Raw genomic sequence first — 20013 nt, 5'->3', positions numbered from 1 at the left:
GGGGAAGCTGACATGCAATTAAATGTAAATGACGCTCAAGCGATCGAAGTTTCCGAACTGACATTTGGCGGCGAGTTCAACGAGACGCTGGTTCACCAAGCAGTCGTGGCCTACATGGCTGGCGGCCGTCAAGGTAGCAAGCAGCAAAAGACCCGTTCCGACGTTCGTGGTGGCGGTAAGCGCCCATGGCGTCAGAAAGGTACTGGCCGTGCTCGTGCCGGTACTATCCGTAGCCCAATCTGGCGCGGCGGCGGCACCACTTTCGCAGCTCGTCCACAAGATCACTCCCAGAAGCTGAACAAGAAGATGTATCGCGCAGCAATGCGTTCCATCCTTGCTGAGCTGGTGCGTACTGATCGTCTGGTCGTGGTTCAGGATTTCGCAGTTGAAACTCCGAAAACCAAAGACCTGTTGGGCAAACTGAACAACATGAGCCTGACCGACGTTCTGATCGTGTCTGACGCTGTTGATCAGAACCTGTACCTGGCTGCTCGCAACCTGCCACACGTAGATGTACGTGACGTGCAAGGTTCCGATCCAGTTAGTCTGATCGCATACGACAAGGTGTTGATCACCGTGTCGGCCGTGAAGAAATTCGAGGAGCTGCTGGGATGAACCAGGAACGCGTATTTAAAGTTCTGCTTGGCCCGCACGTTTCCGAGAAGGCTACGGTTCTGGCAGACAAGAAAGGCCAGTTCGTTTTCAAGGTTGCTACTGATGCAACCAAGCTGGAAATCAAGAAGGCCGTCGAAAGCCTGTTCAGCGTGAAAGTTGAGCGTGTTACTACCCTGAACGTTCTGGGTAAGAGCAAGCGCACCGCTCGCGGTCTGGGCAAGCGTAATGACTGGAAGAAGGCAGTTATCTCCCTTCAGCCAGGCCAAGATCTCGATTTCAGCAGCAGTGCTGAGTAAGGAAGGGGTGCATCATGGCAATCGTTAAATGCAAACCGACTTCCCCTGGCCGCCGTTTTGTGGTCAAGGTGGTCAACCAGGAGCTGCATAAAGGCGCTCCTCACGCACCGCTGCTCGAGAAAAAATCGAAGTCTGGTGGTCGTAACAACAATGGCCGTATTACCACTCGTCACATCGGTGGTGGTCATAAGCAGCATTACCGTATGGTCGATTTTCGTCGCAACGACAAAGATGGCATCGTCGCCACTGTCGAGCGTATCGAATACGATCCAAACCGTACTGCTCACATCGCACTGCTGTGCTACGCAGACGGCGAGCGCCGCTACATCATCGCCCCTAAAGGCGTGAGTGCTGGCGACCAGCTGATCGCAGGCGCTCTGGCTCCAATCAAGCCAGGCAACGCTCTGCAACTGCGCAACATTCCAGTCGGTTCTACCGTACACGGCATCGAACTGAAGCCAGGTAAAGGCGCACAGATCGCTCGCTCCGCTGGTGCTTCGGCTCAGCTGATCGCTCGTGAAGGTGTGTACGTTACCCTGCGTCTGCGTTCCGGTGAAATGCGTAAAGTGCTGGCTGAGTGCCGTGCGACCCTGGGCGAAGTCTCGAACTCCGAGCACAGCCTGCGTTCGCTGGGTAAAGCTGGTGCCAAGCGCTGGCGTGGCGTTCGCCCAACCGTTCGTGGTGTTGCCATGAACCCGGTTGACCACCCACATGGTGGTGGTGAAGGTCGTACCTCTGGTGGTCGTCATCCGGTATCGCCATGGGGCTTCCCGACTAAGGGCGCGAAGACTCGTGGTAATAAGCGTACCGACAAAATGATCGTCCGTCGTCGCAAGTAAATAGAGGGATACGACAGTGCCACGTTCTCTGAAAAAAGGTCCTTTTATTGATCTTCACCTACTGAAGAAGATCGAAGTGGCGGCGGAAAAGAACGATCGCAAACCAATTAAGACTTGGTCGCGCCGTTCGATGATCCTGCCACAAATGGTCGGTCTGACCATCGCAGTACACAACGGTCGTCAGCACGTCCCAGTTCTCGTTAACGAAGACATGGTCGGCCACAAACTGGGCGAGTTCGCCGGTACCCGCAACTATCGCGGGCACGTGGCAGACAAGAAAGCCAAGCGTTAAGGGGTAAGGAAATGGAAGTAGCCGCTAAGTTGTCGGGCGCTCGAATCTCCGCCCAGAAAGCCCGCTTGGTCGCCGACCAGATCCGCGGGAAGAAGGTGGGCGAAGCGCTCAACCTGTTGGCTTTCAGCAGTAAGAAAGCCGCCGAGATCATGAAAAAAGTGCTGGAGTCGGCCGTAGCCAACGCCGAGCATAACGAAGGCGCAGACGTTGATGACCTGAAGGTCAGCACCGTTTTCGTCAACGAAGGGCGTTCGCTGAAGCGCATCATGCCACGTGCCAAAGGCCGTGCTGATCGCATCGTCAAGCGGTCTTGCCATATCACTGTCAAGGTTGCTGACAAGTAACGGAGTCGAAGAGATGGGTCAGAAAGTACATCCCATTGGCATTCGCCTGGGAATCGTCAAGGAGCACACCTCCGTCTGGTACGCAGACGGTCGGACTTATGCGGACTATTTGCTCGCAGATCTGAAGGTGCGTGAGTATCTCCAAGACAAACTAAAAAGCGCGTCCGTAAGCCGTATCGATATCCATCGTCCGGCTCAAACTGCACGCATCACCATCCACACCGCTCGTCCAGGTATCGTTATCGGGAAGAAAGGTGAAGATGTTGAAAAACTGCGTCAGGACCTGACCAAGCAAATGGGTGTGCCTGTGCACATCAATATCGAAGAGATCCGCAAGCCGGAACTCGACGGTATGCTGGTTGCCCAGAGCGTAGCTCAGCAGCTGGAGCGTCGTGTGATGTTCCGTCGCGCCATGAAGCGCGCCGTACAGAACGCCATGCGCATTGGTGCCAAAGGCATCAAAATCCAAGTGAGCGGTCGTCTCGGCGGTGCTGAAATCGCACGTACTGAATGGTATCGCGAAGGTCGTGTGCCACTGCACACCCTGCGTGCCGATATCGACTATGCCACCTACGAAGCTCACACCACTTACGGTGTGATCGGTGTAAAGGTTTGGATCTTCAAAGGCGAAGTAATTGGTGGTCGCCAAGAAGAACTTAAACCACAAGCACCAGCGCCTCGTAAAAAAGCTGCTAAGTAAGGGGTACGCCAAATGTTGCAACCAAAGCGTACGAAGTTCCGCAAGCAGATGACCGGCCACAACCGTGGTCTGGCACTGCGCGGTAGCAAAGTCAGCTTCGGCGAGTTCGCGCTGAAGTCTGTTGCTCGTGGTCGTCTCACCGCTCGTCAGATCGAGTCAGCGCGTCGTGCTCTGACCCGTCACGTAAAACGTGGCGGCAAGATCTGGATCCGTGTATTCCCGGACAAGCCGATCTCCAAGAAACCTCTCGAGGTTCGTATGGGTAAAGGTAAGGGTAACGTGGAGTACTGGGTTGCCCAGATTCAGCCAGGCAAAGTCCTGTATGAAATCGAGGGTGTTTCTGAAGAGCTGGCGCGTGAGGCTTTCGCCCTGGCTGCTGCAAAGCTGCCGCTCGCCACCTCCTTTGTTAAACGGACGGTGATGTGATGAAAGCGAATGAACTTCGTGAAAAATCCGCACAGCAGCTGAACGAGCAACTGCTCGGCTTGCTGCGCGACCAGTTCAATCTGCGCATGCAGAAAGCAACTGGCCAGTTGGGGCAGTCTCATCTGCTCTCGCAAGTTAAGCGTGACATCGCTCGCGTGAAGACTGTGCTCAACCAGCAGGCAGGTAAGTGATCATGGCTGAAGCCGAAAAAACTGTCCGTACGCTGACTGGCCGTGTTGTCAGCGACAAGATGGACAAAACCATCACCGTTCTGATCGAGCGTCGCGTTAAGCACCCGATCTACGGTAAATACGTTAAGCGTTCGACTAAGCTGCACGCGCACGACGAAACCAATCAGTGCCACATCGGCGACAAAGTCACTATTCGTGAAACTCGTCCGATGGCCAAGACCAAGTCTTGGGCGCTGGTTGATGTTCTCGAACGCGCTGTGGAAGTCTAAGGGCTAGGGGTCGGAGAAATTATATGATTCAGACTCAATCCATGCTCGATGTGGCCGATAACAGCGGCGCTCGCCGTGTTATGTGCATCAAGGTGCTGGGTGGCTCCCATCGTCGTTACGCTGGTATCGGTGACATCATCAAAGTTACCGTGAAGGAAGCAATTCCTCGCGGTAAGGTGAAAAAAGGCCAAGTGATGACTGCTGTCGTAGTCCGCACTCGTCACGGCGTACGTCGTGCTGATGGCTCCATTATCCGCTTTGATGGCAACGCTGCTGTTCTTCTGAACAACAAGCAAGAGCCGATCGGCACCCGTATCTTTGGGCCAGTGACCCGTGAACTTCGTACTGAGAAGTTCATGAAGATCGTCTCGCTCGCCCCAGAAGTGCTGTAAGGAGATCCGACATGCAAAAGATTCGTCGTGACGACGAGATCATCGTGATCGCCGGCAAAGACAAAGGTAAGCGCGGTAAGGTGCTGAAGGTTCTTGCTGACAACCGTCTGGTTGTTGGTGGTCTGAACCTGGTCAAGCGTCATACCAAGCCTAACCCGATGTCGGGCGTACAGGGCGGTATCGTCGAGAAAGAAGCGCCACTGCACGCTTCCAACGTCGCCATCTTCAACGGCGAAACCAACAAGGCTGACCGCGTTGGTTTCAAAGTAGAAGACGGTAAGAAAATTCGTGTCTTCAAGTCGACCCAAAAAGCGGTTGATGCTTGAACACTGCTAGGTAGAAGACCATGGCACGACTAAAAGAGATTTACCGGAAGGAAATCGCACCGAAACTTAAGGAAGAACTTAAGCTTTCGAACGTGATGGAAGTTCCGCGCGTTACCAAAATCACCCTGAACATGGGTCTGGGCGAAGCGATCGGCGACAAAAAAGTCATCGAGCACGCTGTTGCTGACCTGGAAAAGATCACCGGCCAGAAAGTCGTTGTGACCTACGCTCGCAAATCCATCGCTGGCTTTAAAGTCCGTGAAGGTTGGCCGATCGGCGTCAAAGTGACCCTGCGCCGTGAGCGTATGTACGAGTTCCTGGATCGTCTGCTGTCGATCTCCCTGCCTCGGGTTCGCGACTTCCGCGGCCTGAATGCCAAGTCCTTCGATGGTCGTGGCAACTACAGCATGGGCGTGAAAGAGCAGATCATTTTCCCGGAAATCGACTACGACAAGATCGATGCTCTCCGCGGTCTGGACATTACCCTGACCACCACTGCCAAGAACGATGACGAAGGCCGCGCTCTGCTGCGTGCTTTCAAATTCCCGTTCCGCAACTGATTGGAGTAGGAAAATGGCCAAGAAGAGCATGAAAAACCGTGAGCTGAAGCGTCAGCTCACCGTTGCCAAGTACGCCACCAAGCGTGCAGCGCTGAAAGCTATCATCGTTGATCTGAACGCAAGTCCAGAAGCGCGTTGGGAAGCTACCGTAGCTCTGCAGAAGCAGCCACGTGACGCAAGCGCTTCGCGCATGCGTAACCGCTGCCGCCTGACTGGTCGTCCGCACGGCGTTTACCGCAAGTTCGGCCTGGGCCGTAACAAGCTGCGTGAAGCTGCCATGCGTGGTGACGTTCCAGGTCTGGTTAAAGCCAGCTGGTAATTGCTGTCAAAGTCTCGATGGTCAGGATCGCAAGAACCTGACCATCGGTGGCCTTGAAAATGAATCAAGCCCCTTTTGGGGCTTGATTCATTTCTGGGGTGTGTCTAGAATGACCGGCTCGCCTGAGCCCGTGTTTTTCTGCCCGGAATTTCTCGGCGACAAGTAGTAGCCGCAAGGCTAATTTTTCTGTATTAGGAGCGTCTAGCCCATGAGTATGCAGGACCCGTTAGCGGACATGCTAACTCGAATCCGTAATGCCCAGATGGCTGAAAAGTCCGTCGTAAGCATGCCTTCTTCCACGTTGAAGGTGGCTGTAGCTAAAGTCCTGAAGGACGAAGGTTACATCGCGGGTTATCAGATCAGCAGCGAAACCAAACCACTGCTGTCTATCGAGCTGAAATATTTCGAAGGCCGTCCGGTTATCGAAGAAGTCAAGCGCGTTAGCCGTCCAGGCCTGCGTCAGTACAAGTCCGTCGAAGAGCTGCCAAAAGTACGTGGCGGTCTCGGCGTGTCTATCGTCTCCACCAACAAAGGTGTGATGACTGATCGTGCTGCGCGCGCTGCCGGTGTCGGCGGCGAAGTTCTTTGCACTGTGTTCTAAGGGGGGATAAGCATGTCTCGCGTCGCTAAGAACCCCGTTAAGCTGCCAGCCGGTGTCGAAGTAAAATTCGCAGGCCAACAGCTTTCGGTGAAGGGTGCCAAGGGTACTCTTGAACTGAACGTCCATTCGTCCGTTGAGATCGTTGAAGAAGCCGGTGAGCTGCGTTTTGCTGCTCGCAATGGCGATCAACAGACTCGCGCAATGGCCGGTACCACTCGTGCGTTGGTAAACAACATGGTCCAGGGCGTAAGCCAAGGCTTCGAGCGCAAGCTCCAGCTGGTCGGTGTTGGTTACAAGGCGCAAGCAAAAGGTCAGGTGCTGAACCTGGCTCTTGGCTTCTCGCACCCAGTGGATTACGAACTGCCGGAAGGCATCACCGCTGAGACTCCTAGCCAGACCGATATCCTGATCAAGGGCATCGACAAGCAGCTGGTAGGTCAAGTGGCCGCCGAGATCCGCGACTTCCGTCCACCAGAGCCGTACAAAGGCAAAGGTGTGCGCTACGCGGACGAAGTCGTCCGTCGTAAAGAAGCCAAGAAGAAGTAGGGCATAGCAAATGACCGACAAAAAAGTTACTCGACTGCGTCGCGCTCGCAAAGCACGCCTGAAAATGCACGAACTCGAAGTCGTGCGTCTCTGCGTGTTCCGCTCTTCGCAGCACATCTACGCCCAGGTCATTTCGGCCGACGGCAACAAAGTCCTGGCAAGTGCCTCGACTTTGGATAAAGAACTGCGTGATGGCGCCACTGGCAACATCGACGCGGCCACTAAGGTTGGCCAGCTGGTCGCTACGCGTGCTAAGGCCGCTGGCGTCTCGCAGGTGGCTTTCGACCGCTCTGGCTTCAAGTACCACGGCCGCGTAAAAGCGCTGGCTGAGGCTGCTCGTGAAGCTGGGCTGGAGTTCTAAGTTATGTCAAATAACGACCAAAAGCGCGACGAAGGTTACATCGAGAAGCTGGTTCAAGTTAACCGCGTAGCCAAAACCGTTAAAGGTGGCCGTATCTTCACTTTCACCGCGTTGACCGTGGTTGGTGATGGTAAGGGCCGTGTTGGCTTCGGCCGTGGCAAGTCGCGTGAAGTGCCTGCTGCGATCCAGAAGGCAATGGAAGCTGCTCGCCGCAACATGATCCAGGTTGATCTGAACGGCACTACCCTGCAGTACGCAATGAAGTCCGCTCACGGCGCTTCGAAGGTGTACATGCAGCCTGCTTCTGAAGGTACCGGTATCATCGCTGGCGGCGCTATGCGTGCTGTCCTCGAAGTTGCTGGCGTTCAGAACGTTCTGGCCAAGTGCTACGGCTCGACTAACCCTGTAAACGTGGTTCACGCCACTTTCAAGGGTCTGAAAGCCATGCAGTCTCCTGAATCCATTGCAGCCAAGCGTGGCCTGCGTGTTGAGGAGATCAAGTAATCATGGCTACCGTTAAAGTTACGCTGATCAAAAGCATGACCGGCCGCATCCCTAACCACAAACTGTGCGTTAAGGGTCTGGGTCTGCGTCGCATCGGTCACACTGTAGAAGTCCAGGATACTCCCGAGAATCGCGGGATGATCAACAAGGCTTACTACATGCTGCGTGTCGAGGGTTAATCGATGAAACTCAATGATCTGAGTCCAGCGCCGGGTTCCCGTCGCGAAAAGCATCGTCCGGGCCGTGGTATCGGTAGTGGTTTGGGTAAGACTGGTGGCCGTGGTCACAAAGGTCAGACCTCTCGCTCCGGTGGCACCATTGCTCCAGGCTTTGAAGGCGGTCAACAGCCGCTGCATCGTCGCCTGCCGAAGTTCGGTTTCGTTTCCCTGAAGGCCATGGATCGCGCAGAAGTGCGTCTGTCCGAGCTGGCTAAAGTGGAAGGCGACATCGTCACTGTGCAGTCCCTGAAAGATGCCAACGTGATCAACGTCAACGTACAGCGTGTGAAAATCATGCTGTCCGGTGAAGTGACTCGCGCTGTCACTATCGGCAAGGGAATCGGCGCCACCAAAGGTGCGCGTGCGGCTATCGAAGCAGCTGGCGGCAAGTTCGAGGAATAAATGGCTAAGCAAGGTGCTCTCTCTGCGCTCGGCAAAGGCGGTATGTCTGAACTCTGGGCTCGTCTGCGTTTTCTGTTCCTGGCGATTATCGTCTACCGAATAGGCGCACACATCCCGGTTCCAGGTATCAACCCGGACCGACTCGCGGACCTGTTTCGACAGAATGAGGGGACCATTCTTAGCTTGTTCAACATGTTTTCCGGCGGCGCGCTGGAGCGGATGAGCATCTTTGCACTGGGGATCATGCCGTACATTTCGGCATCGATCATCATGCAACTGATGACTGCCGTCAGCCCGCAGCTGGAGCAGTTGAAGAAGGAAGGTGAAGCTGGCCGTCGCAAGATCAGCCAGTACACCCGCTACGGCACCGTCGTCCTCGCTCTCGTCCAGGCCATTGGCATGTCCATTGGTCTGGCAGGGCAGGGCGTTGCGTTCACTGGTGACTTTGGCTTCCATTTCGTCGCGGTATCCACGTTTGTGGCTGGTGCGATGTTTATGATGTGGCTGGGTGAGCAGATTACTGAGCGTGGTGTAGGCAACGGTATCTCGATGTTGATTTTTTCGGGTATCGTCGCCGGTCTTCCGAGAGCAATCGGGCAGTCTTTCGAGTCTGCGCGTCAGGGTGATATCAATATCTTCGCCCTGGTTGCCATCGGTTTGCTGGCAGTAGCGATTATCGGTTTCGTGGTGTTCATTGAGCGTGGTCAGCGTCGTATCGCTGTTCACTACGCCAAGCGTCAGCAAGGCCGCAAGGTTTTCGCTGCGCAGACTAGCCACTTGCCGCTGAAGGTGAACATGGCCGGTGTTATTCCGGCTATTTTCGCGAGCAGCATTTTGCTGTTCCCGGCTTCGTTGGGTGCCTGGTTTGGTCAGTCTGAAGGTATGGGCTGGTTGCAGGACATCTCGCAGTCGATCGCTCCTGGTCAGCCGTTGAATATTCTGCTGTTTAGTGCAGGGATTATTTTCTTCTGCTTCTTCTATACGGCGTTGATGTTCAATCCGAAAGACGTAGCGGAAAACCTGAAGAAGTCCGGTGCCTTTATTCCGGGCATCCGTCCAGGTGAGCAGTCTGCGCGCTACATTGATGGCGTTCTGACTCGCTTGACCATGTTCGGTGCTCTTTACATGACGGCCGTGTGCCTGTTGCCCCAGTTCCTGGTGGTTGCAGCAAACGTTCCGTTCTACCTTGGCGGGACCTCGTTGCTGATCGTGGTCGTGGTTGTGATGGACTTCATGTCCCAAGTACAATCGCACCTCGTTTCGCACCAGTACGAATCCCTGATGAAGAAAGCCAACCTGAAGGGTTACGGCAGCGGCATGTTGCGCTGAGTACCCATAAGGTTCGAGGAGTTGGTGATGAAAGTTCGTGCATCGGTGAAAAAGCTGTGCCGTAACTGCAAGATTATTCGCCGCGAAGGTGTTGTTCGAGTAATTTGCAGCGCGGAACCGCGTCACAAACAGCGCCAAGGCTGAGTGTGATTGTGCTTCAAGCCCGGCAGCTAGTGCGCTGCCGGGTTGATTATTTGTTATTACAGCGATATTATCTCGCGCCCTATTTCTTGGCTTCCGGGGCGTAGGTAGCTGTCAATTGGAGTCCCACTGAATGGCCCGTATTGCAGGCGTTAACATTCCAGATAACAAGCATACTGTTATCTCGCTGACCTACATCTATGGTGTTGGTCGCACTACTGCGCAGAAAATCTGTGCAGTGACTGGGGTAAACCCAGCAGCAAAGATCAAGGATCTGAGCGACGAGCAAATTGAACAGCTGCGTGGCGAAGTGGCGAAGTTCACCACTGAAGGTGACCTGCGTCGCGAAATCAACATGAAAATCAAGCGCTTGATGGACCTCGGTTGCTATCGCGGTCTGCGTCATCGTCGTGGTCTGCCAGTACGCGGTCAGCGTACCAAGACCAACGCGCGTACCCGTAAAGGTCCGCGTAAGCCGATCCGCAAGTAATCGCCCCAGCGAATCGACAGGAATTTAATCATGGCAAAACCTGCTGCTCGTCCTCGTAAAAAAGTTAAAAAGACAGTGGTTGATGGCATCGCCCACATCCATGCTTCTTTTAACAACACCATCGTGACCATTACCGACCGTCAAGGTAACGCTCTTTCCTGGGCTACCTCCGGTGGTTCGGGTTTCCGCGGTTCCCGCAAGTCCACCCCGTTCGCTGCTCAAGTAGCTGCTGAGCGTGCTGGTCAAGCTGCGCTGGAATACGGCCTGAAAAACCTCGACGTAAACGTCAAGGGCCCAGGTCCAGGTCGTGAATCCGCAGTCCGCGCTTTGAACGGCTGTGGCTACAAGATCGCCAGCATCACCGACGTGACGCCAATCCCGCACAACGGGTGCCGTCCGCCGAAGAAGCGCCGCGTGTAATCCAGGAGATTGTAAAGAATGGCTCGTTACATTGGTCCAAAATGCAAACTCGCTCGTCGCGAAGGCACCGATCTCTTCCTGAAGAGCGGCGTGCGCGCGATCGAATCGAAGTGCAACATTGAAGCAGCACCTGGTATCCACGGCCAACGCCGCGGTCGCCAGTCCGACTACGGCACCCAACTGCGTGAGAAGCAGAAGGTTCGTCGTATCTACGGCGTTCTCGAGCGTCAGTTCAGCGGCTACTACAAAGAAGCTGCTGGCAAGAAAGGTGCAACCGGTGAAAACCTGCTGCAACTGCTCGAATGCCGTCTGGACAACGTCGTATACCGTATGGGCTTTGGTTCGACTCGTGCCGAATCCCGTCAGCTGGTATCGCACAAGTCGATCAGCGTTAACGGTCAGACCGTAAACGTTCCTTCGTACCAGGTTCGTGCTGGTGACGTGGTCGCTGTTCGCGAGAAAGCAAAAAATCAACTTCGCATTGTCCAAGCTCTCGATCTGTGTGCTCAACGTGGCCGCGTAGAGTGGGTAGAAGTAGACACTGAGAAGAAGTCGGGCGTTTTCAAGAACGTTCCTGCTCGCAGTGATCTGTCCGCCGACATCAACGAAAGCCTGATTGTCGAGCTCTACTCCAAGTAAGGGCTAGAAAATAGGTGCATCCATGCAGATTTCGGTAAATGAGTTCCTGACACCCCGCCATATTGATGTGCAGGTTGTCAGTCCAACCCGCGCCAAGATCACTCTCGAGCCTCTCGAGCGTGGTTTCGGCCACACCCTGGGCAACGCGCTGCGCCGCATCCTGTTGTCCTCAATGCCCGGCTGCGCAGTAGTCGAGGCCGAGATTGACGGTGTGCTCCACGAGTACAGCGCCATCGAAGGTGTACAGGAAGACGTAATTGAAATCCTGTTGAACCTTAAAGGTCTGGCTATCAAGCTGCACGGCCGTGACGAAGTTACGCTGACCTTGTCGAAGAAGGGTTCGGGGGTGGTTACCGCTGCCGATATTCAGCTGGATCATGATGTCGAGATCGTTAATCCCGATCACGTAATCGCTAACCTGGCGTCTAACGGCGCCCTGAACATGAAGCTCACCGTAGCTCGTGGTCGTGGTTATGAACCAGCCGACTCGCGTCAGAGCGATGAAGACGAAAGCCGCAGCATCGGTCGCTTGCAGCTCGACTCTTCGTTCAGCCCGGTTCGTCGTATCGCATACGTGGTGGAAAACGCCCGTGTCGAACAGCGTACAAACCTGGACAAGCTGGTTATTGATCTGGAAACCAACGGTACTCTGGATCCTGAAGAGGCTATCCGTCGTGCTGCAACCATTCTGCAACAGCAGTTGGCTGCGTTCGTCGATCTCAAAGGTGACAGTGAGCCAGTGGTTGTCGAGCAGGAAGACGAGATCGATCCGATCCTGCTTCGCCCGGTTGACGATCTGGAACTGACTGTACGTTCGGCTAACTGCCTTAAGGCGGAAAACATCTACTACATCGGTGACCTGATTCAGCGTACCGAAGTAGAGCTGTTGAAGACTCCGAACCTGGGCAAGAAATCCTTGACTGAAATCAAGGACGTTCTGGCCTCCCGCGGTCTGTCCCTCGGCATGCGCCTCGACAACTGGCCGCCTGCAAGTCTTAAGAAGGACGACAAGGCGACTGCCTGATCGTCGTAATCACCGAACGTAGTGTTTGGTAAGGAATGAACCATGCGTCATCGTAAAAGTGGTCGCCACCTGAGCCGCACCAGCTCGCACCGCAAGGCCATGTTCCAAAACATGGCTGTGTCGCTGTTCGAGCACGAGCTGATCAAAACTACTCTGCCAAAAGCCAAAGAACTGCGCCGCGTTGCCGAGCCGCTGATCACTCTGGCCAAGACAGACAGCGTTGCTAACCGTCGTCTGGCTTTCGACCGTACTCGTTCGAAAGCTATCGTTGGTAAGCTCTTCAACGACCTGGGCAAGCGTTACGCTACCCGTGAGGGTGGCTACCTGCGCATCCTCAAGTGCGGTTTCCGCGCTGGCGACAACGCGCCTATGGCGTACGTCGAACTGGTTGATCGTGCTGTTGGCGGTGAAGCTGTATCCGCTGAGTAAGACGTCAGTCTGAAACAAAGAACCGGGCCTAGTGCCCGGTTTTTTGTGCCCGTAAGAAATGCGCGGTTCGTACAAGCTTCTACCCTGTCTGGGTCTGCACTATGTGTGGGGATCTTTCGTTAGTTTTTTTCTATTGACTGCCATAAGTTAATGAATTTGTGGCTGTCATGTTGATGATCGATACTCCCCAACAAGCCGATTAGCCGGCAGTTCAAGACTACAGAGGACGAAGATCGCATGAGCCAGAACAAGACGCTTACGACTGCCAGCGGCGCGCCAGTCGCCGACAACCAGAACTCCCGCTCCGCTGGGCCGCGTGGTCCGTTGTTGCTCGATGACTTTCACTTGATCGAGAAGCTTGCCCATTTCAACCGCGAAAACATCCCTGAGCGCCGCGTGCATGCCAAGGGTTCGGGCGCCTACGGTACTTTCACCGTCACTCGCGATATCACGCAGTACACCAGCGCCAGGCTGTTCTCTGCCGTAGGCAAGCAGACCCCGACTTTCCTGCGATTCTCCACAGTAGGCGGTGAGCGCGGATCGGCCGACACCGAGCGTGACCCTCGTGGATTCGCTCTGAAGTTCTACACCGAAGAAGGCAACTGGGACATTGTTGGCAACAACACACCGGTGTTCTTCATTCGCGATCCGCTGAAATTCCCTGACTTTATCCACACCCAGAAACGCCTGCCACAAAGCAACCTGAAAAGTGCGCAGATGATGTGGGATTTCTGGTCGCACTCGCCCGAGGCGCTGCATCAGGTCACCATTCTGTTTTCTGACCGAGGCATTCCTGACGGCTATCGCCACATGCACGGTTTCGGCAGTCACACGTACAGCCTGATCAACGCTCAAGGCGAGCGTCACTGGGTGAAGTGGCATTACAAGACCAAGCAAGGGATCAAGAACCTTGCGCCGGCTGACGCAGCGCGCCTGGCGGGCACTGATCCGGATTACGCGCAGCGTGACCTGTTCGAGGCTATCGAGCGCGGTGATTTTCCGAAATGGCGTGTGTGCATCCAGATCATGACCGAAGCCCAGGCCGCGGCGCATTACGAGAACCCGTTCGACGTGACCAAGACCTGGTCGCAGAAAGAGTTCCCGCTGATCGAAGTCGGTGAGCTGGAGTTGAATCGCAACCCGCTGAACTACTTTGCAGAAGTCGAGCAGGCGGCGTTCGGTCCAAGCAACATGGTTCCGGGTGTCGGTCTTTCACCGGACCGCATGTTGCAAGGTCGCGTGTTCGCCTATGCCGATGCGCATCGCTATCGCGTAGGCACCAATCACCAGCAACTGCCGGTGAACGCCCCGCGCAGCCCGGTCAACACCTACCAGCGTGATGGTTCGATGGCTTTTGGCAGTAACGGTGGCGCGGCACCGAATTACGAGCCGAACAGCTACGTAGAGTCGCCGAAACAAGCGCCACACTACGCCGAACCTGCACTGGCCTTGAGCGGTGCGGCTGACCGTTACGATCATCGCGAAGACGCCGACTACTACAGCCATGCGGGCGCGCTGTTCCGTTTGATGAGCGACGAGCAGAAAGCTTTGCTGGTGGGCAATATCGCAGGTGCCATGGCGGGTGTTTCCAGTGATGTCATCGACCGCCAGTTACAGCATTTCCACAAGGCCGATCCGGCGTATGGAGAAGCAATCGCAAAGCTGCTCAACGTACAGCTTAACGAAGTCTAAACGAGAAGCAGAACCGCCCTCATTGGGGCGGTTTTTGCGTTATTTAACCTGCTTTTCTCAGAATATCTTCGCTTTTATTGCGCGAAGTGAGTGACCTTGCAGTCATGTTGGTTCAAACTACAGACTTTCAAGAAGGGAGATGTAGGGCGATGCAAGGCCACCCAGACGTTATCGATTACCTCAACACGTTGCTGACCGGCGAACTGGCCGCCCGTGACCAATATTTCGTTCACTCGCGGATGTATGAGGACTGGGGATTCACCAAGCTCTACGAACGAATCAACCACGAGATGGAAGAGGAAGCCGGTCATGCCGATGCGCTGATGCGCCGGATTCTGATGCTCGAAGGCACCCCGCGCATGCGTCCGGATGACCTGGATGTCGGCACCACAGTGGAAACCATGCTCGAAGCGGATCTGCGTCTTGAGTACAAGGTGCGTGCTGCACTGTGCAAAGGCATTGAACTGTGCGAGAAGCATGGCGACTACGTCAGCCGTGACATCCTCAAGCTTCAGTTGCACGACACTGAAGAAGATCATACCTACTGGCTTGAAAAGCAGTTGGGCCTGATCAAGCTGATCGGCATTCAGAACTACCTGCAATCTCACACATCCTGATTGCGTCAGATATAAAAAAGCCCCTATCACTGACGAAGTGACAGGGGCTTTTTCATGCCCGGTGATCAGGCCCGATCGCGGATCAGCAGCGGCTTGAGGTAATGACCTGTATGAGACTGTTTCATCTCGGCCACTTCCTCCGGCGTACCGGTGGCGATGATCTGTCCACCTTTCGAACCTCCCTCGGGGCCAAGGTCCACCAGCCAGTCGGCGGTCTTGATCACGTCGAGGTTGTGCTCGATCACCACCACGGTGTTGCCGTGGTCGCGCAGGCGATGCAGTACGTCGAGCAGTTGCTGGATATCCGCGAAGTGCAGACCGGTGGTCGGCTCGTCGAGGATGTACAGGGTCTTGCCGGTATCGCGCTTGGACAGCTCACGGGACAACTTGACCCGCTGTGCTTCGCCACCAGACAGTGTCGTGGCTGATTGCCCGAGCTTGATGTACGACAGGCCCACATCCATCAGCGTCTGCAGTTTGCGCGCCAGCGCCGGCACCGCGTCGAAGAACTCCCGCGCTTCCTCGATCGTCATCTCGAGGGTTTCGTGGATGCTCTTGCCCTTGTATTTGATCTCCAGGGTTTCGCGGTTATAGCGCTTGCTCTTGCACACGTCGCACGGGACGTAGATGTCCGGCAGGAAGTGCATTTCAACCTTGATCAGACCGTCGCCCTGGCAAGCCTCGCAACGACCGCCCTTGACGTTGAACGAAAAGCGCCCCGGGCCATAACCACGAGAGCGGGATTCCGGCACGCCGGCAAACAGTTCGCGAATCGGCGTGAACAGGCCGGTGTAGGTCGCCGGGTTGGAGCGTGGCGTACGACCGATCGGGCTCTGGTCGATATCGACGACCTTGTCCAGATGCTCCAGGCCCTTGATGCTGTCGTGGGCTGCTGCTTCGAGAGTGGTCGCGCCATTGAGTGCCGTGGCGCTCAGCGGGAACAGCGTGTTGTTGATCAATGTCGATTTGCCTGAGCCGGAAACGCCGGTCACGCAAGTCAGCAAGCCGATCGGGATCTCCAGGTCGACATTGCGCAGGTTGTTGCCCCGCGCGCCCTTGAGCGACAGCACCTGCTTCTTGTTGCGCGGTGTGCGCTTGGCCGGCACTTCGATCTTCACTCGGCCCGACAGGTATTTGCCGGTGAGCGAGTCCGGGTGGGCCATGACTTCGTCCGGTGTGCCTTCGGCGACGATTTGCCCGCCATGGACCCCGGCGCCAGGGCCGATATCCACTACGTAGTCGGCCAGACGGATTGCGTCTTCATCGTGCTCGACCACGATCACCGTGTTACCGATATCGCGCAGATGCTTGAGGGTGCCGAGCAGGCGATCATTGTCACGCTGGTGCAGGCCGATGGACGGCTCATCGAGGATGTACAGCACCCCGACCAGGCCCGCGCCGATCTGACTGGCCAGACGAATCCGCTGTGCCTCGCCGCCGGACAGTGTGTCGGCGCTGCGATCCAGCGACAGGTAGTCCAGGCCCACGTTGACCAGGAACTGCAGACGCTCGCGGATTTCCTTGAGAATCTTGTCGGCGATTTCGCCACGGCGGCCGGTCATCTTCAGCTCGCCGAAGTAGTTGCAGGCATCGCCGATCGGCAGGTTGGTCACCGCCGGCAGGGTTTTCTCGCCAACCCACACATGTCGCGCTTCACGACGCAGGCGCGTGCCGCGACAGTCCGGGCACGACTGGGTGCTGAGGAACTTCGCCAGTTCTTCGCGTACGCTCGCCGATTCGGTTTCGCGGTAGCGACGCTCGAGGTTCGGCACAATGCCCTCGAATGGGTGCGAACGTTTGACAATATCGCCGCGGTCATTGAGGTATTTGAAGTCGACATTCTGCGAGCCGCTGCCATGCAGAATATATTTCTGCTGATCGGCCGGCAGTTCGTTGAAGGGTTTTTCCAGGCTGAAACCGTAGTGCGCGGCCAATGAGCCGAGCATCTGGAAGTAATAGACGTTGCGCCGGTCCCAGCCGCGTATTGCGCCTTCGGCCAGCGTCAGTTCACCGTTGACCAGACGCTTGATGTCGAAGAACTGTTTCACCCCCAGACCGTCGCAGGTCGGACAGGCACCGGCCGGGTTGTTGAAGGAAAACAGCTTGGGTTCCAGCTCGCTGATCGCATGGCCGCAGATCGGGCAGGCGAAGCGCGCGGAGAAGATCATCTCTTCGCCCGGCTCGTCGTCCATCGGTGCCACGAGAGCGATGCCGTCCGCCAGTTTCAGTGCGGTCTCGAAGGATTCGGCCAAACGTTGCTGCAGATCGGCGCGAACCTTGAAACGGTCGACTACCACCTCGATCGAGTGCTTCTTCTGTTTGTCCAGTTTCGGCAGCTCGTCCAGCTCGCAGAGCCGGCCGTTGACCCGGGCCCGGACGAATCCCTGGGCACGCAGCTCTTCGAACACCGACAGATGCTCGCCCTTGCGCTCACGGATCACCGGCGCCAGCAACATCAGCTTGCTGCCTTCCGGCTGTGCCAGCACCAGGTCGACCATCTGGCTGACGGTCTGCGCTTCCAGCGGAATGTCGTGATCCGGGCAGCGCGGCGTACCGACGCGGGCATAAAGCAGGCGCAGGTAGTCGTAGATTTCGGTGATGGTGCCGACCGTGGAACGCGGGTTGTGCGAGGTCGACTTCTGTTCGATGGAGATCGCCGGCGACAGGCCTTCGATGGTGTCGACGTCGGGTTTTTCCATCATCGACAGGAACTGCCGGGCATAGGCCGACAGGGATTCGACATAGCGGCGCTGACCTTCGGCGTACAGCGTGTCGAAGGCCAGGGACGACTTGCCGGATCCGGACAGGCCGGTGATGACGATCAGTTTGTCCCGTGGCAGGGTCAGGTCGATGTTCTTCAGGTTGTGGGTGCGGGCCCCACGAATCAGGATCTTGTCCAAAATGGCCTCGCTCGGCGGGCGTCGAAAACACAGGAGTATACGGCCAAATACTGGATGGATGCACACTATCAAATGAAGGGTTTTCTGCCTTGCATGAAGAGAGTTTCATCTATACGCGTCATAGCGTCGCGATATACCCCGTCTTTCGATGGGACTGGTAGAATCGCCGCCGGTTCACACGAGGTTTTTCCATGCACGATCCCCACAGCGAACGCATGAGTGGCAGCGAGACCCGCGCGGCGAGCGGTCTGGCCCTGGTGTTCGCCTTCCGTATGCTTGGCATGTTCATGGTGCTGCCGGTGCTGGCAACCTATGGCATGGATCTGGCGGGAGCGACCCCGGCCCTCATCGGGCTGGCGATTGGCGCTTACGGCCTGACCCAGGCGATTTTCCAGATTCCGTTCGGGATCATTTCCGACCGTATCGGCCGTCGTCCGGTGATTTACCTGGGACTGATCGTCTTCGCCCTCGGCAGCGTGCTGGCGGCCCAGGCCGATTCGATCTGGGGCGTGATCGCCGGTCGTGTCCTGCAAGGCGCCGGGGCGATTTCCGCTGCGGTCATGGCACTGCTTTCCGACCTGACCCGCGAACAGCACCGCACCAAAGCGATGGCGATGATCGGCATGACCATCGGCCTGTCGTTTGCCGTGGCCATGGTGGTCGGCCCGTTGCTGACTCGCGCATTTGGACTTTCCGGCCTGTTCCTGGCCACCGGCGGCATGGCGCTGGTCGGGATCGTGATCGTGCTGTTCATGGTGCCGAAGTCCACCGGGCCGCTGAGTCATCGGGAATCCGGTGTTGCGCGTCAGGCATTGATGCCGACGCTCAAGCACCCGGACCTGCTGCGCCTGGATCTGGGCATTTTTGTATTACATGCGATGTTGATGTCGAGCTTCGTCGCACTGCCCCTGGCCCTGGTGGAAAAAGCCGGGCTGCCCAAGGAACAGCACTGGTGGGTCTACCTCACAGCCTTGCTGATCTCGTTCTTCGCCATGATCCCGTTCATCATCTATGGCGAGAAGAAACGCAAAATGAAACGAGTTTTGCTCGGCGCCGTCATGACGTTGATGCTCACTGAGCTATTCTTCTGGCAGTTCGGTGACAGCCTGCGGGCTCTGGTGATCGGGACGGTGGTGTTCTTTACCGCGTTCAATCTGCTGGAAGCTTCGCTGCCGTCGCTGATCAGCAAGGTTTCACCGGCAGGTGGCAAGGGCACGGCGATGGGCGTGTACTCCACCAGCCAGTTCCTCGGTTCGGCACTCGGCGGGATTCTCGGCGGCTGGATGTTCCAGCATGGCGGTCTGTCGGTTGTGTTCCTCGGATGTGCCGGGCTGGCTGCCATCTGGCTGGCCTTTGCTGTTACCATGCGCGAACCTCCCTACGTGACGAGCCTGCGCTTGCCGTTGTCGCCCGAGGCGATCCGCGAAGCGGGTCTGGTCGAGCGCCTCAGGGCCCTCGTGGGGGTAACAGATGCAGTGATAGTCGCCGATGAAGCGGCTGTTTACATCAAACTGGATAAAGAATTAGTGGATCGCGACACCCTCGAACGCCTGGTGAACAACCCGGCCGAGGCTGCTTGCGAAGCCTAGGAGAACGTTATGGCCCGTGGGGTTAACAAAGTCATATTGGTCGGCACTTGCGGCCAGGATCCCGAAGTTCGCTACTTGCCTAACGGTAACGCCGTGACCAACCTGAGTCTGGCAACCAGCGAACAGTGGACCGACAAGCAGACTGGTCAGAAGGTCGAGAAGACCGAGTGGCACCGCGTATCGATGTTCGGCAAGGTTGCCGAAATCGCCGGCGAATACCTGCGCAAGGGTTCGCAGGTGTACATCGAAGGCAAGCTGCAGACCCGCGAGTGGGAAAAAGACGGTATCAAGCGTTACACCACCGAAATCGTGGTCGACATGCAAGGCACCATGCAACTGCTGGGCGGCCGTCCGCAACAGGGCGACCAGCAAGGCGGTGGCAACAACTATCAGCAGCAGGCGCCACGCCAACAGGCTCCGCGTCCGCAGCAGTCGGCTCCTCAGCAGCGTTCGGCCCCGGCTCCACAGCAAGCCGCACCGCAACCAGCCCCGGATTTCGACAGCTTCGATGACGACATTCCGTTCTGATTCTTCGCTGTATC

General features: G+C 56.4%; 31 protein-coding genes. 30 read left to right on the top strand and 1 reads right to left on the bottom strand.

Features of this window, described 5'->3' with window-relative positions; all coding sequences use genetic code 11:
* Nucleotides 1-12 precede the first annotated feature (12 nt).
* The 28 genes from rplD (at nucleotide 13) to bfr (ending at nucleotide 14982) form a co-directional block, all read left to right on the top strand.
* On the top strand, nucleotides 13-615 hold the full coding sequence (rplD, locus tag ACSPX5_RS20605) for a 50S ribosomal protein L4 (RefSeq protein ID WP_003228735.1): 603 nt from the start codon (nucleotides 13-15) through the stop codon (nucleotides 613-615).
* A complete protein-coding gene (gene rplW / locus ACSPX5_RS20600; protein WP_002555488.1) occupies nucleotides 612-911 on the top strand; it encodes a 50S ribosomal protein L23 in 300 nt (99 codons plus the stop codon). The genes rplD and rplW overlap by 4 nt, the downstream gene beginning before the upstream one ends.
* Nucleotides 912-925: 14 nt before the next feature.
* Complete coding sequence (gene rplB / locus ACSPX5_RS20595; RefSeq protein WP_016772943.1) at nucleotides 926-1750, top strand: 50S ribosomal protein L2; 825 nt, start codon at nucleotides 926-928, stop codon at nucleotides 1748-1750.
* A 16-nt stretch (nucleotides 1751-1766) separates the two neighbouring features.
* A complete protein-coding gene (gene rpsS / locus ACSPX5_RS20590; RefSeq protein WP_011336172.1) occupies nucleotides 1767-2042 on the top strand; it encodes a 30S ribosomal protein S19 in 276 nt (91 codons plus the stop codon).
* Between the two features lie 11 nt (nucleotides 2043-2053).
* On the top strand, nucleotides 2054-2386 hold the full coding sequence (gene rplV, locus ACSPX5_RS20585; protein ID WP_003103908.1) for a 50S ribosomal protein L22: 333 nt from the start codon (nucleotides 2054-2056) through the stop codon (nucleotides 2384-2386).
* A gap of 13 nt (nucleotides 2387-2399) precedes the next feature.
* Nucleotides 2400-3086, top strand: a complete 687-nt coding sequence (gene rpsC / locus ACSPX5_RS20580) for a 30S ribosomal protein S3 (protein WP_085688068.1) — start codon at nucleotides 2400-2402, stop codon at nucleotides 3084-3086.
* Between the two features lie 12 nt (nucleotides 3087-3098).
* On the top strand, nucleotides 3099-3512 hold the full coding sequence (gene rplP, locus ACSPX5_RS20575; RefSeq protein ID WP_003228729.1) for a 50S ribosomal protein L16: 414 nt from the start codon (nucleotides 3099-3101) through the stop codon (nucleotides 3510-3512).
* Nucleotides 3512-3703, top strand: coding sequence for a 50S ribosomal protein L29 (rpmC, locus tag ACSPX5_RS20570; RefSeq protein WP_002555481.1), 192 nt, complete (start codon nucleotides 3512-3514; stop codon nucleotides 3701-3703). Before rplP ends, rpmC begins: the two co-directional genes overlap by 1 nt.
* Before the next feature lie 2 nt (nucleotides 3704-3705).
* The gene (gene rpsQ / locus ACSPX5_RS20565; protein WP_003194644.1) at nucleotides 3706-3972 is read left to right on the top strand and encodes a 30S ribosomal protein S17; all 267 of its coding nucleotides are present in this window, start codon (nucleotides 3706-3708) and stop codon (nucleotides 3970-3972) included.
* Between the two features lie 23 nt (nucleotides 3973-3995).
* Nucleotides 3996-4364, top strand: a complete 369-nt coding sequence (gene rplN / locus ACSPX5_RS20560; protein WP_002555479.1) for a 50S ribosomal protein L14 — start codon at nucleotides 3996-3998, stop codon at nucleotides 4362-4364.
* Between the two features lie 11 nt (nucleotides 4365-4375).
* Nucleotides 4376-4690, top strand: a complete 315-nt coding sequence (rplX, locus tag ACSPX5_RS20555; protein WP_003186046.1) for a 50S ribosomal protein L24 — start codon at nucleotides 4376-4378, stop codon at nucleotides 4688-4690.
* 20 nt (nucleotides 4691-4710) lie between these two features.
* Nucleotides 4711-5250 (top strand): 50S ribosomal protein L5, encoded by a 540-nt coding sequence (rplE, locus tag ACSPX5_RS20550; RefSeq protein ID WP_003210069.1) that lies wholly within the window; start codon nucleotides 4711-4713, stop codon nucleotides 5248-5250.
* A 13-nt stretch (nucleotides 5251-5263) separates the two neighbouring features.
* The gene (gene rpsN / locus ACSPX5_RS20545) at nucleotides 5264-5569 is read left to right on the top strand and encodes a 30S ribosomal protein S14 (RefSeq protein WP_003228726.1); all 306 of its coding nucleotides are present in this window, start codon (nucleotides 5264-5266) and stop codon (nucleotides 5567-5569) included.
* Between the two features lie 208 nt (nucleotides 5570-5777).
* Nucleotides 5778-6170, top strand: a complete 393-nt coding sequence (gene rpsH / locus ACSPX5_RS20540; RefSeq protein WP_011336171.1) for a 30S ribosomal protein S8 — start codon at nucleotides 5778-5780, stop codon at nucleotides 6168-6170.
* A gap of 12 nt (nucleotides 6171-6182) precedes the next feature.
* Nucleotides 6183-6716 carry a 50S ribosomal protein L6 gene (gene rplF / locus ACSPX5_RS20535; RefSeq protein ID WP_065259511.1) on the top strand — a complete coding sequence of 178 codons (534 nt, stop codon included), beginning with the start codon at nucleotides 6183-6185 and terminating at the stop codon, nucleotides 6714-6716.
* Nucleotides 6717-6726: 10 nt separating this feature from the next.
* On the top strand, nucleotides 6727-7077 hold the full coding sequence (gene rplR, locus ACSPX5_RS20530) for a 50S ribosomal protein L18 (protein ID WP_022641372.1): 351 nt from the start codon (nucleotides 6727-6729) through the stop codon (nucleotides 7075-7077).
* 3 nt (nucleotides 7078-7080) lie between these two features.
* Nucleotides 7081-7581 carry a 30S ribosomal protein S5 gene (rpsE, locus tag ACSPX5_RS20525; protein ID WP_007955637.1) on the top strand — a complete coding sequence of 167 codons (501 nt, stop codon included), beginning with the start codon at nucleotides 7081-7083 and terminating at the stop codon, nucleotides 7579-7581.
* Nucleotides 7582-7583: 2 nt separating this feature from the next.
* A complete protein-coding gene (gene rpmD, locus ACSPX5_RS20520; RefSeq protein ID WP_003176408.1) occupies nucleotides 7584-7760 on the top strand; it encodes a 50S ribosomal protein L30 in 177 nt (58 codons plus the stop codon).
* A 3-nt stretch (nucleotides 7761-7763) separates the two neighbouring features.
* Entirely contained in the window at nucleotides 7764-8201 is a 438-nt protein-coding gene (rplO, locus tag ACSPX5_RS20515) for a 50S ribosomal protein L15 (RefSeq protein ID WP_003228720.1), read from the top strand.
* Nucleotides 8202-9530 carry a preprotein translocase subunit SecY gene (gene secY / locus ACSPX5_RS20510; protein ID WP_003228718.1) on the top strand — a complete coding sequence of 443 codons (1329 nt, stop codon included), beginning with the start codon at nucleotides 8202-8204 and terminating at the stop codon, nucleotides 9528-9530.
* Nucleotides 9531-9557: 27 nt separating this feature from the next.
* Nucleotides 9558-9674, top strand: coding sequence for a 50S ribosomal protein L36 (rpmJ, locus tag ACSPX5_RS20505; RefSeq protein ID WP_002555468.1), 117 nt, complete (start codon nucleotides 9558-9560; stop codon nucleotides 9672-9674).
* A 130-nt stretch (nucleotides 9675-9804) separates the two neighbouring features.
* Complete coding sequence (rpsM, locus tag ACSPX5_RS20500; protein ID WP_003186020.1) at nucleotides 9805-10161, top strand: 30S ribosomal protein S13; 357 nt, start codon at nucleotides 9805-9807, stop codon at nucleotides 10159-10161.
* 30 nt (nucleotides 10162-10191) lie between these two features.
* Nucleotides 10192-10581 carry a 30S ribosomal protein S11 gene (rpsK, locus tag ACSPX5_RS20495; protein ID WP_002555466.1) on the top strand — a complete coding sequence of 130 codons (390 nt, stop codon included), beginning with the start codon at nucleotides 10192-10194 and terminating at the stop codon, nucleotides 10579-10581.
* 18 nt (nucleotides 10582-10599) lie between these two features.
* The gene (rpsD, locus tag ACSPX5_RS20490) at nucleotides 10600-11220 is read left to right on the top strand and encodes a 30S ribosomal protein S4 (RefSeq protein ID WP_003176404.1); all 621 of its coding nucleotides are present in this window, start codon (nucleotides 10600-10602) and stop codon (nucleotides 11218-11220) included.
* 22 nt (nucleotides 11221-11242) lie between these two features.
* Nucleotides 11243-12244 carry a DNA-directed RNA polymerase subunit alpha gene (locus tag ACSPX5_RS20485; protein WP_003186012.1) on the top strand — a complete coding sequence of 334 codons (1002 nt, stop codon included), beginning with the start codon at nucleotides 11243-11245 and terminating at the stop codon, nucleotides 12242-12244.
* Nucleotides 12245-12286: 42 nt separating this feature from the next.
* Entirely contained in the window at nucleotides 12287-12673 is a 387-nt protein-coding gene (gene rplQ, locus ACSPX5_RS20480) for a 50S ribosomal protein L17 (RefSeq protein ID WP_007955635.1), read from the top strand.
* 237 nt (nucleotides 12674-12910) lie between these two features.
* The gene (locus ACSPX5_RS20475) at nucleotides 12911-14365 is read left to right on the top strand and encodes a catalase (protein WP_323161136.1); all 1455 of its coding nucleotides are present in this window, start codon (nucleotides 12911-12913) and stop codon (nucleotides 14363-14365) included.
* Between the two features lie 149 nt (nucleotides 14366-14514).
* Complete coding sequence (gene bfr / locus ACSPX5_RS20470) at nucleotides 14515-14982, top strand: bacterioferritin (protein WP_065259514.1); 468 nt, start codon at nucleotides 14515-14517, stop codon at nucleotides 14980-14982.
* Nucleotides 14983-15047: 65 nt separating this feature from the next.
* Here bfr and uvrA read toward each other — a convergent pair whose 3' ends face one another.
* On the bottom strand, nucleotides 15048-17882 hold the full coding sequence (gene uvrA, locus ACSPX5_RS20465; RefSeq protein WP_323161137.1) for an excinuclease ABC subunit UvrA: 2835 nt from the start codon (nucleotides 17880-17882) through the stop codon (nucleotides 15048-15050).
* 191 nt (nucleotides 17883-18073) lie between these two features.
* Here uvrA and ACSPX5_RS20460 point away from each other — a divergent pair, with 191 nt between their 5' ends.
* Both ACSPX5_RS20460 and ACSPX5_RS20455 read left to right on the top strand, forming a co-directional pair.
* The gene (locus tag ACSPX5_RS20460; RefSeq protein WP_169432131.1) at nucleotides 18074-19471 is read left to right on the top strand and encodes an MFS transporter; all 1398 of its coding nucleotides are present in this window, start codon (nucleotides 18074-18076) and stop codon (nucleotides 19469-19471) included.
* Nucleotides 19472-19480: 9 nt separating this feature from the next.
* Nucleotides 19481-19999, top strand: coding sequence for a single-stranded DNA-binding protein (locus ACSPX5_RS20455; protein WP_003228709.1), 519 nt, complete (start codon nucleotides 19481-19483; stop codon nucleotides 19997-19999).
* The last annotated feature ends 14 nt before the right edge of the window (nucleotides 20000-20013 follow it).

This window comes from Pseudomonas sp. HLG18 (assembly GCF_051903985.1).
Classification (GTDB): domain Bacteria; phylum Pseudomonadota; class Gammaproteobacteria; order Pseudomonadales; family Pseudomonadaceae; genus Aquipseudomonas; species Aquipseudomonas fluorescens_BT.
This window is presented reverse-complemented; position numbering and strand designations above follow the sequence as displayed.